The organism is Microbacterium sp. OVT16B, assembly GCF_019969705.1.
Lineage (GTDB): Bacteria > Actinomycetota > Actinomycetes > Actinomycetales > Microbacteriaceae > Microbacterium > Microbacterium natoriense.
Map to the genome: position 1 here is coordinate 89,663 of NZ_JAHXZA010000001.1, position 14,465 is coordinate 104,127.

Genomic DNA, 14,465 nt, shown 5'->3' on the forward strand with positions numbered 1-14,465 from the left:
GCTTTGACTGCCTAGGTACTTGCGATGGATACCGGGACTGGGCGAGTCGGCATCGTCTTTCGAAGCTCGCGACGGTCACTTCGCGCTGCGTTCGAGTGCGATGGATGGCTGCGCGTCCCCGTTGCGCTGTGGGCCGCTGAGCTGGGGCAGCTCTTGCGTCGGTGTTAATCTTCCCAGGAATGCGTCTTCCGGAACATTCTCGCTGCGGTTCGACGTGAGCTGGGTCCTGAGATGTTGACACCGGAGATCGCTGTCACTGGGACTCGCGCGCTCGGCGGATAGCGCCGGTCCTGACGCGCGAGTCTTGGTATCGGGTGATACTCCCGGGTCAGATTGCTCCGCGTTGCTCGAGGAAGTGGTCCCCGCGGTGCGGAAGAAGGCTCCGTGGTGGGGGGATACCCCTAGATGTTTCACGTGAAACGTCCTCGGTTCACGGTTGTTGGGTACACACTCTAGGCGTAGGCGTAGGCGTAGGCGTAGGCGTAGGCGTAGGCGTAGGCGTAGGCGTAGGCGTAGGCGTAGGCGTAGGCGTAGGCGCCATTCGGCACGCCAACTCGGATACTTCCGGTTGATGCTGTGTCCTCGTGCGCGTTTCGGGATGACAGCGCGCGACGAGAGTGTTTCACGTGAAACGGCACTGAAGCCACCACGCATCGCTCCGAACTGTGTGCGAAAGGCCATGGCCTACCCAGCCGGCGGTTCAGTTGGGCACAGGCGCATTCGTGAGTTTCGCGAAGGACGTAGGTAGGGAGTGTATGGTTCACGTGAAACAAGGGAGGGCTCCTGCGAAGCGACGCGGTAATGAGGCGGGTTTCACCGGACCTTGCTGAGCTCGCTTGATGGCGAGTTCAACGTTCTCACACGGCGAGAAGAGCTCTTCTGAGAGGTGAGAGCCCCACGCTTGCCGAGGGACTAGTGGACGCGGAAGAGGCTTGCGAAGCGGTCGTTCTGAGCTGATCCAGCGTGATGTGGTGCTGATGACGGCACAACGGGAAGAAGTCCGCTACAACGATCGATGATTCTGCCGACCTCGCTGCCTGGCTTCCGTCCAGTCGGCGCGGTGTGGCTCACGGACATATGTCGCGCTCGGAGTGTTTCACGTGAAACATCATCCACGCACGCACGCACGTTACGGTTGCCTCCGTCGTTAGTGAGGAGCCTCCCTCAGTAGCCGAGGGATCAATGAGATCTTGGGGCGGTGGTCGTGTCACGGAGTCTTTTCAACCCCGAGCAGCAGCGGATTGGGCGGAGAACGCGCATCGACGGCCGCACCGCCCTGGTCGCCCCTGGAGTGTATCGACGCACGAAGGATCACCACTCGTTGACTGGCTCTGGGTACTGCGCGCGGGCGAACGTGGCGACCATGAAGAACAGTGGGGGAGGGATGATGAGTACTGCCCACGGGGCGACGCGCAGTCCGTAGGCCCATGTTTCACGTGAAACGTCGCGCCTGTTGACGTTGATGGACCGTCTCGGGGATCTCGTTCCCGTCTAACGAGTTCGGTGTGTGATCTATGAGAAGCGAGGTGTAGTCCTGGAGCGGTGAGTGGTGAGTGGTGAGTGGTGAGCGGTGAGTGGTGGGTCGTGAGTCGTGAGAGGTGAGGCGTGAGAGGTGAAGTGGCGACGAAATGGACGGTGGTGGGGCGTGCGGCACCGGATTATGGGGTCTTGCACGCGGTGACATGTCCGGTGTCCGCTGTCCGGTTGGTGGTTGGCAGTGGCCGACGGCCGGTTTCCGGCTTGATGTGGGGAATAGGGCAGGCCTGGCGGCTGCGGGGGATGGGTGAGATAGCGAGATCGACCACAGTTTCACGTGAAACAACGCATGAGTCATTCTTCTCCTCTGCGCCTCACGGACCCCGGATGATCCTGGCCGGAGCGGCGAACATGGTTCGACAGTGTTGAGCATGCTGGTCTCGACCACTGATGAGGTGACACTTCACGTGGGCCACCCCCTGCTTTGCGTCTACCTAGTCGCAGAGACCGACGACCCGCGTGACCAACGCCTCTCGAAAGCGCGGAGGGGGAGTACCTGGCCAACGCTTCACGTGAAAGACTCATGTGATCCCCCATCCAGTCCTCGTCCACAAGCTCCCCGATGCCCGGCCGGCATGACGAACGTGATGCGACAGTGCTGAAGATGGTGGCGCCGACCACCGATTCACGTGAAACGGACTTGTGTCCCCATCCTCTCTTCTTCCACGGGCTCCCAGACGGTTCTGATCGGCGTGACGAACGTGATGCGACAGTGCTGAAGATGGTGGCGCCGACCACCGTTCACGTGAAACAACACATGAGCCACACTTCTTGCTTTGCGCCCACCTGGTCCCAGAAGCCGACGATCGGCGTGACCAACGCCTCGCGGGATTACGAAAGGGAGAGGAGCTGATCACCGCTCCAGGTGAAGCAATCTTGTGAGCGCCTCATATGCCCTTCGTCCACAGACTCCCAGCAGACGCCGGTCGGGGTGACCAACGTCATGCAACAGCGTGAAAAGAGCGGATCCGACCGCCGTTTCACGTGAAACATCACAGGAGACACCTCGCTACTCTTCGTCCACAGACTCCCAGATGTGGCGTCACGAACGTGGTGCTACAACGTGGACAGGAGCAGATTCGTCGACTGCTTCACGTGAAACATCACAGGACTACCTTTCGGTTCTACATGCATCGACTCGCAGACGGAGTCGGCCAACGTGACGAACGTGATGCAAGAGCGCGTAGGGGAGTGGTGCCGCATCATGGCGTCACGAACGTCGATGCAACCCGAGCGCACCGACATGCACCTGCCGAGACTGGAGCGACGCCGCAGCCACAGGCATCGGTGGGCGCCCAGCTGCGAGCACACCATGGCGCAGGCAGAGACTCCGATGTCGCCAGAGCAACACACCTGCCAGTGACTTCCCACCGCGACGAGCAGTTCTGAAGATACCCAGGACAGCCTGCAAATCCGCAGCAAGTAATCCCCAGGCCCTACATCTCCGCTCAGCCACGTCGCCTGTAGCGATTAGACTCGAACCCGGCCCCGAAAGGAGTGGATGTTTCACGTGAAACAATCCGAAAAGGCATCACCGAACACCTTCGGGATGGATACGCCGCTCGCGCGGGAGCTCGCCGACCTCTCTGCCCGCCGCAGGGTTCTCGAAGACGTCTCGATCGACTTCAGCGGTGACACCCGCATCCTCACCGTCTCGAACCAGAAGGGCGGCGTGGGCAAGACCACGACGGCGGTGAACATCGCCTCAGCCCTCGCAGGACTCGGCGCCAAGGTCCTTGTGATCGACCTCGACCCGCAGGGCAACGCGTCCACCGCATTGGGAGTGCCTCACACTGCGGAAGTCCCCAGCGTCTACGACGTGCTGATCGATGAGTTCCCTCTCGCAGACATCGTGCAGCAGAGCCCCGAGAACGAGAACCTCTTCTGCGCGCCGAGCACGATCCACCTCGCCGGCGCCGAGATCGAGCTCGTCGCCCAGGTCGCTCGTGAGCACCGACTGCGTCGTGCTCTGCTCGACTACCTCGAGAGCAACCCGATGGACTTCGTCATCATCGACTGCCCTCCGTCTCTGGGGCTGCTGACGATCAACGCCTTCACGGCGGCGTCCGAGGTCTTCATCCCCATCCAGTGCGAGTACTACGCCCTGGAAGGACTGAGCCAGCTGCTCGGGAGCATCCAGATGATCCAGAAGCACCTGAACCCCGGGCTGCACCTGTCGACCATCCTGCTCACGATGTTCGACGGACGCACCCGCCTCGCCCACCAGGTGGCCGAAGAGGTGCGCACTCACTTCCCGACGCAGGTGCTCGACACCGTGATCCCACGCTCGGTGCGGGTCTCGGAGGCGCCGAGCTTCGGACAGACCGTGATCGCCTACGATGGGCAGTCCGCCGGTGCGATCGCGTACCGCGAGGCCGCCGTCGAGATCGCGTCGCGCACAGCGGCGCAGAGCAAGGAGAAATGATGGCGAAGCGCACTGGGCTGGGTCGGGGGATCAGCGCCCTCATTCCCACCGCTGATCAGGCAGAGCGTCCGGTGGATGTGTTCTTCCCCGGGGCATCCATCAAGAAGGTCGAAGAGGCTGCAGCGCAGCCCGTCGAGGATGCTGCCCCCGAACTCGAGGCGATCCCCGGCATCCACCTGATCCAGATCGACCCGCACGAGATCGTTCCCAACCCTCGGCAGCCGCGCACGCACTTCGACACGGAGCACCTCGCGGAGCTCGTGCACAGCGTGCGCGAGTTCGGTGTCATGCAGCCCGTCGTCGTGCGCAGGAACAGCGAGGGAGCTTACGAGCTCATCATGGGCGAGCGCCGTACGCGCGCGGCCCGCGAGGCGGGACTCACGTCGATCCCCGCGGTCGTCCGCGAGACGGCCGATGAAGACCTGCTTCGAGACGCTCTGCTCGAGAACCTGCACCGGTCGGAGCTGAACCCCCTGGAAGAGGCATCCGCCTACCAGCAGCTGCTCGAGGACTTCGGCATCACGCAGGAGGAGCTCGCGACCCGCATCGGACGATCGCGTCCGCGCATCAGCAACACGATCCGTCTGCTCAAACTGCCCGTCCCCGTGCAGCAGCGCGTCGCCGCCGGTGTGCTGAGCGCCGGCCATGCCCGCGCCATCCTGAGCCTGGAGACGCCGGAGGCGATGCAGCGGCTCGCCGACAAGGTCGTCAACGAAGACCTGTCTGTCCGCGCGACCGAGGTGGCGGCGAAGACCGAGCCGTCCACGCCCGCTCGCACCGCGAAGCCGACTCCCGGCGCCCGCCGCGCGTACCTCGATGAGGTCGCCGGAAAGCTGGGAGACAGGCTCAACACTCGGGTGAAGATCAGCCTCGGTGCACGCAAAGGCCAGGTCACGATTGATTTCGCATCCATCCAGGATCTGAATCGCATCCTCGATGAGCTCGGCGAAGAGGGCTACGGCCGCAGCTGACGACCGCCGAGACCACGAAGAACCCCGCGCTGCAGAAACCTGTGGCGCGGGGTTCTTCGTTGTGCAAGTGTGTTGACCACCGACGCCGTCGCCGGTGGTCATGACGGAGGGTGGGATCATGGCTGGACACGGGGCAGTACCCCAGGAGGAATCGGTCTTCGACGACGAGGGCGACTCGAAGAGCGCAGGAGTGATCAGGATCGCCGTGGTCGCCGCGCTCGGTGGCTTCCTCTTCGGCTACGACAGCGCGGTCATCAACGGCGCGGTGTCGGCAGTCGAGAAGACCTTCGATGCGGATCCGGTGTCACTCGGGTTCGCCGTGGCATCCGCTCTGCTCGGCGCGGCCGTGGGCGCCCTGATCGCCGGAAGGATCGCCGACCGGGTCGGCCGACTCGCGGTCATGAAGATCGCCGCGGTGCTGTTCCTGATCTCCGCCGTGGTCGCCGGCCTCGCGCCCGACCTGTGGGTTCTCATCGTGGGGCGCGTGATCGGCGGTCTGGGTGTCGGCATGGCGTCGGTGATCGCCCCGGCCTATATCGCCGAGATCGCTCCCGCACGCATCCGCGGACGCCTCGCCTCGCTGCAGCAGCTCGCGATCGTCACCGGCATCTTCATCTCCCTGCTCGTGGACTTCCTGATCGCCACCGCTGCCGGAGGCTCCAACGAGCCGTTCTGGCTGGGCCTGGGCGCCTGGCAGTGGATGTTCCTCGCCATGGCCGTCCCGGCCGTCGTGTACGGCGGGCTGGCTCTGACGATCCCCGAGTCCCCGCGGTTCCTGGTGGCTCAGCATCGCGTCGACGAGGCCAGGGAGGTGCTGGCGAAGATGCTCGGCCCCGACAAGATCGAGACGACCGTCATCCGCATCCAGGCCACCATGGAGCGCACCACCAAGCCGTCCTGGGCCGACCTGCGCACCCCGACGGGCAAGATCGCCGGCATCGTCTGGGTGGGCCTGCTGCTGTCGATCTTCCAGCAGTTCGTCGGCATCAACGTGATCTTCTACTACTCGAACATCCTCTGGGAGGCCGTCGGCTTCGACGAGTCGCAGGCGTTCGTCATCACGGTGATCAGTGCGGTGATCAACATCCTGACGACGCTGATCGCGATCGCGACGGTCGACCGCTTCGGGCGCAAGCCGCTGCTCATCATCGGCTCGATCGGCATGACCGTGACGCTGGCGACCATGGCCGTGATCTTCGGCACGGCGCCGGTCGTCGACGGCACACCGGTGCTCCAGGGCGCAGCGGGACCGATCGCCCTCATCGCGGCGAACCTCTTCGTGATCTCGTTCGGCATGTCGTGGGGTCCCGTGGTCTGGGTGCTGCTCGGCGAGATGTTCCCGAACCGCATGCGCGCCGCGGCGCTCTCCCTGGCCGCAGCAGGGCAGTGGATCGCGAACTGGGTCATCACGGTCTCGTTCCCGGGCCTCAAGGACATCTCGCTGGGCCTCGCATACGGCCTCTACGCGACCTTCGCCCTGCTGTCGCTGCTGTTCGTGTGGCGGTTCGTGCAGGAGACGAAGGGCAAGTCCCTGGAGGACATGGGGGAGACCACGCGATGAGGAGCGGATGCCGCCCGGCATCCGCTCTCGGCACGTAGGCTGGAAGCATGACCGAGCACGTTCCCCGCCGCGCCAGCCTCGAAGTGCTGCGTGCGGAGGCGTCGGACGAACTGGCCGTGCTGATCCAGGAGCGGCTCCTCGGGGGAGAGGACCCCTGGGAGTTCATGGAGGAGCTGCCCAGCGTCGACGAGCTCGTCGTGTACCTGCTGCGTGCCGACAACATCGCCGCGAACGACGGTGTGCGGCCGAACGAGGCGCGTCACTACCGCGTCCTGCGGCAGATCGCGCTGGAGTATCCGGAGCTGACACCTGCCGTATGGGGCCTGCTCGACGAGAAGCAGCGTCACCGTCGGTGGGATCCGACGGTGGCAGACGCCTCCTGAGAGGCGCTCCGTGCCCCGGATGCTCGTCGCCTACGACCCCGCCTGGCCGCAGCGCTTCGAGAGCATCGCGGTAGGGCTGCGCGCACTCGGCGACCCTGACTGGGTGATCGAGCACATCGGCTCCACGGCGGTCCCCGGGCTGCGCGCGAAGCCGGTCATCGATGTCGCGATCCGAGTGGTGGATGCGGCGGAGTTCGCCCGCCATCGACCCGCTCTGGAGAGCGCGGGGTGGCGTGCGGAGAGCTCTGTGCGCACGCATCCCGTCCTCGTCCTGAGCGACGACGGCACGCGCGTGGCCATCGCCCACTTCTTCCCCGCGGAGGAGTGGGATGCCGCCAACCAGAGGATCCTGCGGGACTGGCTGCGCGCCCACGGTGATGACGCCGCGCTCTACGCCCACGCCAAGTGCGACGCGGTGGCGGCCGCGGCGCGGGGGAGATCGTCGTACAACGCGGCCAAGACCGAGGTGATCCAGGAGATCGTGGATCGAGCGAGAGCATCCCTCGGCCTGCCTTCTGTGCCCGTCTCCGACAAGTAGGGATGCAGAAGGGCCGCCACCCCCTGAAGGAGCGACGGCCCGGAGACTGCGTGCGGGAGGTCAGCCGATGAAAGCGGCGAGATCCTGCTCGAGAGCGAACTTCGGCTTGGCGCCGATGATGCTCGTCTTGACCTCTCCGCCGACGAAGACCTTCATCGCCGGGATCGAGGTGATCTGGTACTGCATCGCGAGCTGCGGGTTCTCGTCGACGTTCAGCTTGAGGATGGTGATCTTGTCGGGGTTGTCGGCCTGGATCTCATCCAGCACCGGCGAGACCATACGACACGGACCGCACCACTCGGCCCAGAAGTCCACCAGCACCGGACCGTCGGCCTGCAGAACGTCCTGCTCCCAGGTCGCCTGGCTCGTAGCCTTTGCACTCATCAGAGTTTCTCCTTGATTCGAGGTATCGTCCGCTACAACAGCGAACGATGCGATTGTGTTCCCGCTGCCTCAGGCGACGATGACCTCGGCGGCCTCCGCAGCGGGGACCTCCACCGAGGCGTCGTCAAAATCCGCGAGGAAGTGCTCCGCGTCGAGCGCGGCGACCGTGCCGGAGCCGGCGGCCGTGATGGCCTGACGGTAGGTGGGGTCGATCACGTCGCCGGCCGCGAAGACGCCGGGCACCGAGGTGACCGACGAACGACCGTCGACCCAGATGGTGCCCTCGTCGGTGAGCGTCAGCTTGTCGTGCACGAGGTGCGTACGCGGATCGTTGCCGATCGCGATGAACAGGCCGTCGAGGGGCAGGTCGCTGAGCGTGCCGTCGACCGTGTTGCGCAGCTGCACACCGGTCACGGAGTCACCGCCGAGAACTTCTGCGACCTCGCTGTTCCACACGAACTCGATCTTCTCGTTCGCGAAGGCGCGCTCCTGCATGATCTTCGAGGCGCGCAGCGTGTCCTTGCGGTGGATCACGTAGACCTTGTCGGCGAAGCGCGTGAGGAAGGTCGCCTCCTCCATCGCGGAGTCGCCGCCGCCCACGACGGCGATCGTCTTCTCGCGGAAGAAGAAGCCGTCGCAGGTCGCGCACCAGGAGACGCCGTAGCCGGAGAGGCGCTCTTCGCCCTCGATGCCGAGCTTGCGGTAGGCGGAGCCCGTCGCGTAGATCAGGGTGCGCGTCTCGTGCACGGCGCCGCTGCCGAGGGTGACCGTCTTCACGGGTCCTTCGAGGTCGAGTGAGGTGACGTCGTCGTAGAGGACCTCGGTGCCGAACTTCTCTGCCTGCTCCTGCAGCTTGGCCATGAGCTCGGGGCCCTGGATCCCCTCCGGGAAGCCGGGGTAGTTCTCGACCTCGGTGGTGTTCATCAGCTCGCCGCCGACCTCCACCGAGCTCGCAATGAGCAGCGGCTTGAGGCTCGCCCGCGCCGCGTAGATGGCGGCGGTGAATCCGGCGGGGCCGGAGCCGATGATGATGACCTGACGCATGTGCTCTCTCTCTTCCCTGAAAAGGGGTTCCGCTGCTTCAACCAATGGTAACCGCGGGGCATTCCCCGACCCAGCGCTCTCCTGGACGCGGAGTCCTCGTGCACTCGACGAGTACTCGTGCACTCGACGGAGGGGACGGGACGGGACGAGGGACGGGAGGGAGGGGGGTCAGCGGCCGGGGAGGAATCTGCGGAGCATCCGCGTGGCGGCTGACAGCTCGGGGGCGCGGAGCAGGAGGAGCACGATCACGTAGACGATGACGGCGGCGAGGCCGATCACTCCCGTTCCGACGGCGCCCAGGAGGCGATCGAGGAAGTTGGATCCGCTGTTGCCGAGGGTCCAACCGTTCTCGGCGCCGAGAAGGAGATAGGCGCCCCATCCCGCGAAGCCGGCCGGTATGGCGGCGATGAAGAAACGGAGGAGGGAGAGAAGGGTCTTCGGGATCTCGAGTCCGCCGAGGCGATTGCGCAGGATCCAGATCGCGATGATCGTCTGGATGATCCCGGCGATCGACTGCCCGAGGGCGATGGCGGCGGCGAGCTGCTCGATCGGGGCCACAGCGCCCGCGAGAAGCGAGAGCCCGATGATGAGCGCCACCTGCACGAGGGTGAAGTAGAAGGGCGTGCGGGTGTCTCCGTAGGCGTAGAACGCGCGCTGCACGATGAACAGCAGGGCGAGCGGTAGGAGGCCCACGAGATAGCAGATGAGCACGGGGGCCGCCTGGACGGCCTGCTCGGAGGTCGTGGTGAAGATCCGGGTGGCGGGCACGGCGGCGGCGGCGAGAGCGATGCCCGAGCCGACGACGAACAGTGAGATCACGCGGATGCAGCGGGCCACATCCGCACGGACGTCGAGGTCGCGCTTCGCGGCGGCGTGCTCGGCGATCTGAGTGAAGTACGGGGTTCCGATCGAGATCGCGAAGATCGAGTACGGGAGCATGAAGACGAGCCATGCCGCCTGCATGAAGATGACGGAGGGGTTGTCGCCTGAGGCGTCGCCCACGACGGCGGTCTGCACCCAGCCGGCGACCTGGCCGGCGATCACCATCAGGAAGGTCCAGCCCGCCAGGGTGCCGACGCCGCGCAGACCGACGCCGCGCCACTGGAAGTCGGCGCGGAGCCGGAGTCCGGTGCGCCGCCAGGAGACGAGGAGCAGAGCGGCCTGCAGCGCGATCCCCAGCGTCGCCGTGCCGGCGAGCAGCGCGATCATCGTGGGGTTCCACATGTCGACGTGATTGCGGTCGCCGCCGAACAGCGCGATGAAGATGAGGAAGCCCGCGATCGAGACGATGTTGTTGGCGATGGGCGCCCATGTGTAGGGGCCGAACACGCGTTTCGCGTTCAGGGTCTCGCCGATCAGAGCGTAGAGACCGTAGAAGAAGATCTGCGGCAGGCACCAGTACGCGAAAGCCGTCGCCAGCGCCTGCTGGTCGGGCGTGAACTTCGGGCCGTAGAGCGCGACCAGCCACGGTGCGAGCAGCATGGCGAGGACGGTCGCCCCGAGGAACACCACGGTGCCCAGCGTGAACAGCTTGGAGATGTACGCCCGCCCGCCGTCCTTGTGGGCGCCGGCCTTCACGATCTGCGGGATGATCACGGCAGTCAGGATGCCGGTCTGGATGATGGTGAAGACGTTGTTCGGCAGCTGGTTCGCGACGCCGAAGGCATCACCGGGGCGGCCGAAGCTGCCGATGGCGGCGAGCAGCACGATCGTCCGGATGAGGCCGGTGACGCGGGAGACGAGGGTGCCCGCCCCGAGGAGGGCGCTGGCGCGGCCGAGACTGCTCACTGAGGGTCCTTCGAGGGATCGGCGGGATCGGTCGCGGCATCCGTCGGTGAGGTCGGGATCACGGGCGGGTGAGAACCGGTCGCCTGATCAGGCGCAGCGTCCTCGGCGTTTTCCGCATCGGACTCCACGTTCTCCGATGGCTCTTCGTCGGCCGCGGCATCCGTCTCCGCATCCTGGGGCGCCTCGTCGCGGTTCTTGCGCCGGCGACGCAGGGTGCGGACGATGCCCAGCACGAGGAGGATGGCGATCAGGCTGCCGAACACGGCGAGTCCGATGCCCTCCCACTCGGCGCGCACGGCGACGCGGACGGTCTGATCCTGACCGATCGAGACTCCGGTCGGGCTCTTGAGAGAGAGGTGCAGGTCGAGCTCGCCGCTGCCCACCCGTGCCGAGACCGGCACTTTGACCCTGCCGGTGGTGCGGGCCTGGATCTCTGCGGTGGTGACGGGCTTCACCTCGAGGCGCGGGTCGCTGGGGCGCGTGTACAGCACGATGTTGACCGGCCAGGGGAGGTCGTTGCGCACGCTGAAGGGCAGATCCGCGTTGGCAGAGAGCAGCTGGATCGTGCTCGACTGCGGTATGTCGACCGCGGCCAGGGTGTCTTGCGTGGCATCCGTGTGGGATCGCAGGGCCTTCTCGAACTGCGCGGCGCTGTGCCCCACCCCGATCGTGCGCAGGATCCTGATGCGTTCGGGGCTGAGCAGCAGCTGAGGATCGCTGAGGATCGTCGAGAACGAGCCCAGTGTGACCTCGTCGGCGAGCATCCGGTGCAGAGCGGCACCGCGGTCGTCGTCGACGTCTGAGTCGACGGATGCCGCGGCAGCCGGGGCCGCACGCACCGAGGTGAGATCGACCCCGGGGGAGTCCGCCGTGGTGACGGCGTCGCGCAGTGCATCGGCCGTGCGGTTCTCGTCGCGGTCGAGTCCGACGATCAGCGGCGCCGCTGACTGCTGTGCGGAGAGGAAGAGGTACGCGTTCGCCGCCGCCAGGGAGCGCGATCGTGCGGTCGCGTCGGGTTCGTTCGCCGCCGTGGAGAGGGCGTCGGATGCCGCGGCATCCGTGACCAGCACGTCAGCGTCTCCGACGGCGGCGTGCCCGGACGAGCCGGACGACAGCGACGTCGAAGGCAGGACGGTCGACGCCGTGCCGCCGAGATAGGTGCGGAAGTCGGCGAGGTCGTCGGTCGTGACATCTCCGCGCGGCCAGAGGATGCCGGGGGCTGCACCGTCGACGACCGACAGGGTCTCATCGTCGGGAAGCACGGGCCCGTCTGTCGGAGTCGGCGAGGGCGTCGCGTCCGGAGTCGGCGTCGCGGGCGCCTGGAAGTTCTTCGGGTCGAGGAACGGAGCGAGCGTCGTCGGGGCGAGCAGCGACGGAAGATCGGCCTGCGCCTGCGTGGTGGCGTCGGCATCGCCGAACTGCAGGGCGAAGCGCTCGTTGGGCAGGGCATCGAGGCGGTCGAGCCACTCGGTCACGCTGGTCGGGGCCGACGTGCCGAGCACGCGGATCGCCGCAGGGATCGCCGGGTCGATCGCCAGCACCGCCGAGGTGCCGGAGACGCCGTCCAACTGGGCGGTGAGATCGCCGTCTGCGGCCGTGAGCTCGGTGAGCTCGTCGATCGACAGCAGGGCGCCGTTCTGCGGTGTGGCCGTGATCGGGACCAGCACGGCGACCTGGGGTCGCTGCGCGGCCGAGACCACGAGCACACTCGTCGCCGTCGCATCCTCTTCGCTTCCCGACCCCGGGGAGGCCCCGGTGAGCTCGGCGCGCAGCGGGTACACGCCGGGGGCGAGGTCGGCGAAGAGCTCCTGCGGGAGCGGGATGCTGCTCGTGGCCGACGCGCCCGCGTTCACGGCGGCGGTGCTGTCGTCGGCGATGCGGTCGAACGCTCCGTCGGCATCCTCGGACTCGAACCAGTCGGCGACAGCGGCGCGGTCGGCGAGGGCTGTCCGGTTCAGTTCCACCACGACGTGACCGGTGGAGAGAGCGTCGCCGGTGCCGTTCTGCACGGTCACTGAGGCGGAGGTGGAGAGACCGGGGGTGACGGCGCCGTTCGCACCCGCCGACAGGTGCAGTTCGACGACCGCGTCGTCGGTCTTGTCGGCGGCGTGGGCGCTGGTGGCGGCGATCCCGCAGACACCCAGAGCGATCGCGAAGACGGCGGCTCCGCTCGTCGCGCGCCGCAGGCGCGCACGGAAGCCGCTCTCGGGGATGATCACGGTCATGGGGGTCTTCCTCGAACGCCCGAGAACGGGCTGATCGTGAGTGCTGACCCTGTGATTCTAGGTGCGCGGGCGATGGAGAACCCTGAAGACGCGTAGAGTGACGGCCGTGTCCGACACCGCAGCACCCACGCCCGAGCCCCTCCTCTGCGCCGCGTTCGCCGCCGATCTCGACGCCGCCGACTTCCGCTCGGAGCCGCTCAGGAGCCTGTGGGGGAGCGAGGCGGACGACGCGCTCGCCCGCGGGACGCGCGAGCCGATCCTGCGTGCGATCTCCGGTGACGATGGCGTGCTCGCCACGCTCGGCAGGCTGCTCGTCCTCGGCATGCCGCAGCCGACCGCCGCCGTCGAGGCCGCGCTCCCGCAGCTGGGCGTGCAGGGACTCGTGAGCCTCGGACTGGCGACGCTGACGGAGGATGCCGTCACCCCGACCGCTCTGCTGCGGCCGCAGTCGTTCGTCGACGCCGACGGCATCGGCGAATGGTGGATCGCGAGCGATCTCGACGAGGTGGCCCTCGACGGCGCCCTCCCCGCCGATCACGTCCTGGGCGTCGGAGGCGCATCCCGCACGCTCGCCGAGATCGTGATGCCCCTCGAGGTCGACCGCGCTCTCGATCTGGGCACCGGCTGCGGCATCCAGGCCCTGCTGGTGTCGCGGCACGCGGCATCCGTCGTGGCGACCGACATCTCCGCGCGTGCGCTCGCCTACGCCGAGCTGAACGCGATGCTCAACGGCGCCCGCAACATCGAGTTCCGTCTGGGCAGCATGTTCGAGCCCGTCGAGGGGGAGGCGTTCGATCTGATCGTCTCCAACCCTCCGTTCGTGATCACGCCGCGCGTCGACGGCGTGCCCGAGTACGAGTACCGCGACGGCGGTCTCGTGGGCGACGCGCTGGTGGAGCAGTTCGTGCGCACCGCTCCGTCGTACCTCACCGCGGGCGGGGCGGCGCAGCTGCTCGGCAACTGGGAGTCGCGAGTCGTCGAGTCCGGACTCGACCGCCTCTCGTCCTGGGTTCCCGCCGACGTCGACCTGTGGGTCATCCAGCGGGAGGAGCTCTCCCCGCTCGGCTACGCGGAGCTGTGGATCCGCGACGGCGGCACGACTCCGCGCGATGCGGCGTTCACGAGGCTGCTGACCGCGTGGCTCGACGACTTCGAGGAGCGCGGCGTCTCCGCGGTGGGCTTCGGGTACATCCTGCTGCGCCGCCCGGCGAACCCCACGGCCACGCCGCTGCGGCGGATCGAGCGGATGCCGCAGCCGGTGTCGAACGTCGGCGGAGCGCTGCGTCAGGGGCTCGAGGCGCACGACCTGCTCGCCGACGGACTGCCGACGACGCTCTTCACGGCATCCGACGTCACCGAGGCGCGGCATCTCCTTCCCGGCAACGACGACCCGAGCGTGATCGAACTGCGCCAGGGCGGCGGGTTCGCCCGCACTCTCAAGGTCGACTCCGCGCTCGCCGCCTTCGTCGGAGCCTGCGACGGCGACCTCACGGTCGTGCAGATCGTGTCGGCCCTCGCCGACCTGTTCGAGGTGCCGCTGGTCGACCTGTGGGCGGACCTCGAGCCCCGCATCCGTCAGCTCGTGCTCGACGGGCTGCTGCACGGCTGAG

The 14,465-nt window shown here is 66.9% G+C and carries 10 protein-coding genes; 6 read left to right on the top strand and 4 right to left on the bottom strand.

Going from position 1 to position 14,465, the window contains the following annotated elements; translation table 11 throughout:
• Positions 1 to 3,037 precede the first annotated feature (3,037 nt).
• From LC438_RS00430 to LC438_RS00450, 5 genes are all read left to right on the top strand, one after another.
• On the top strand, positions 3,038 to 3,961 hold the full coding sequence (locus LC438_RS00430) for a ParA family protein (RefSeq protein ID WP_105677488.1): 924 nt from the start codon (positions 3,038 to 3,040) through the stop codon (positions 3,959 to 3,961).
• Positions 3,961 to 4,932, top strand: a complete 972-nt coding sequence (locus tag LC438_RS00435) for a ParB/RepB/Spo0J family partition protein (protein ID WP_223585475.1) — start codon at positions 3,961 to 3,963, stop codon at positions 4,930 to 4,932. The genes LC438_RS00430 and LC438_RS00435 overlap by 1 nt, the downstream gene beginning before the upstream one ends.
• Positions 4,933 to 5,050: 118 nt before the next feature.
• Positions 5,051 to 6,493: a sugar porter family MFS transporter gene (locus tag LC438_RS00440; protein ID WP_223585476.1), complete on the top strand. Its 1,443-nt coding sequence runs from the start codon at positions 5,051 to 5,053 to the stop codon at positions 6,491 to 6,493.
• Positions 6,494 to 6,540: 47 nt separating this feature from the next.
• Positions 6,541 to 6,876, top strand: coding sequence for a tryptophan synthase subunit alpha (locus LC438_RS00445; RefSeq protein ID WP_223585477.1), 336 nt, complete (start codon positions 6,541 to 6,543; stop codon positions 6,874 to 6,876).
• Between the two features lie 19 nt (positions 6,877 to 6,895).
• A complete protein-coding gene (locus LC438_RS00450) occupies positions 6,896 to 7,414 on the top strand; it encodes a GrpB family protein (RefSeq protein WP_223587431.1) in 519 nt (172 codons plus the stop codon).
• A 60-nt stretch (positions 7,415 to 7,474) separates the two neighbouring features.
• Here the strand turns inward: LC438_RS00450 and trxA are convergent, their stop codons facing one another.
• From trxA to LC438_RS00470, 4 genes are all read right to left on the bottom strand, one after another.
• On the bottom strand, positions 7,475 to 7,798 hold the full coding sequence (gene trxA / locus LC438_RS00455; protein ID WP_105677494.1) for a thioredoxin: 324 nt from the start codon (positions 7,796 to 7,798) through the stop codon (positions 7,475 to 7,477).
• 69 nt (positions 7,799 to 7,867) lie between these two features.
• Entirely contained in the window at positions 7,868 to 8,842 is a 975-nt protein-coding gene (gene trxB, locus LC438_RS00460) for a thioredoxin-disulfide reductase (RefSeq protein WP_105677495.1), read from the bottom strand.
• A 168-nt stretch (positions 8,843 to 9,010) separates the two neighbouring features.
• Entirely contained in the window at positions 9,011 to 10,630 is a 1,620-nt protein-coding gene (gene murJ / locus LC438_RS00465) for a murein biosynthesis integral membrane protein MurJ (protein ID WP_223585478.1), read from the bottom strand.
• Positions 10,627 to 12,855: a DUF6049 family protein gene (locus LC438_RS00470; RefSeq protein WP_223585479.1), complete on the bottom strand. Its 2,229-nt coding sequence runs from the start codon at positions 12,853 to 12,855 to the stop codon at positions 10,627 to 10,629. Before LC438_RS00470 ends, murJ begins: the two co-directional genes overlap by 4 nt.
• A 97-nt stretch (positions 12,856 to 12,952) precedes the next feature.
• Between LC438_RS00470 and LC438_RS00475 the strand changes: the two genes are divergently transcribed.
• Positions 12,953 to 14,464, top strand: coding sequence for a methyltransferase (locus LC438_RS00475; RefSeq protein ID WP_223585480.1), 1,512 nt, complete (start codon positions 12,953 to 12,955; stop codon positions 14,462 to 14,464).
• The last annotated feature ends 1 nt before the right edge of the window (position 14,465 follow it).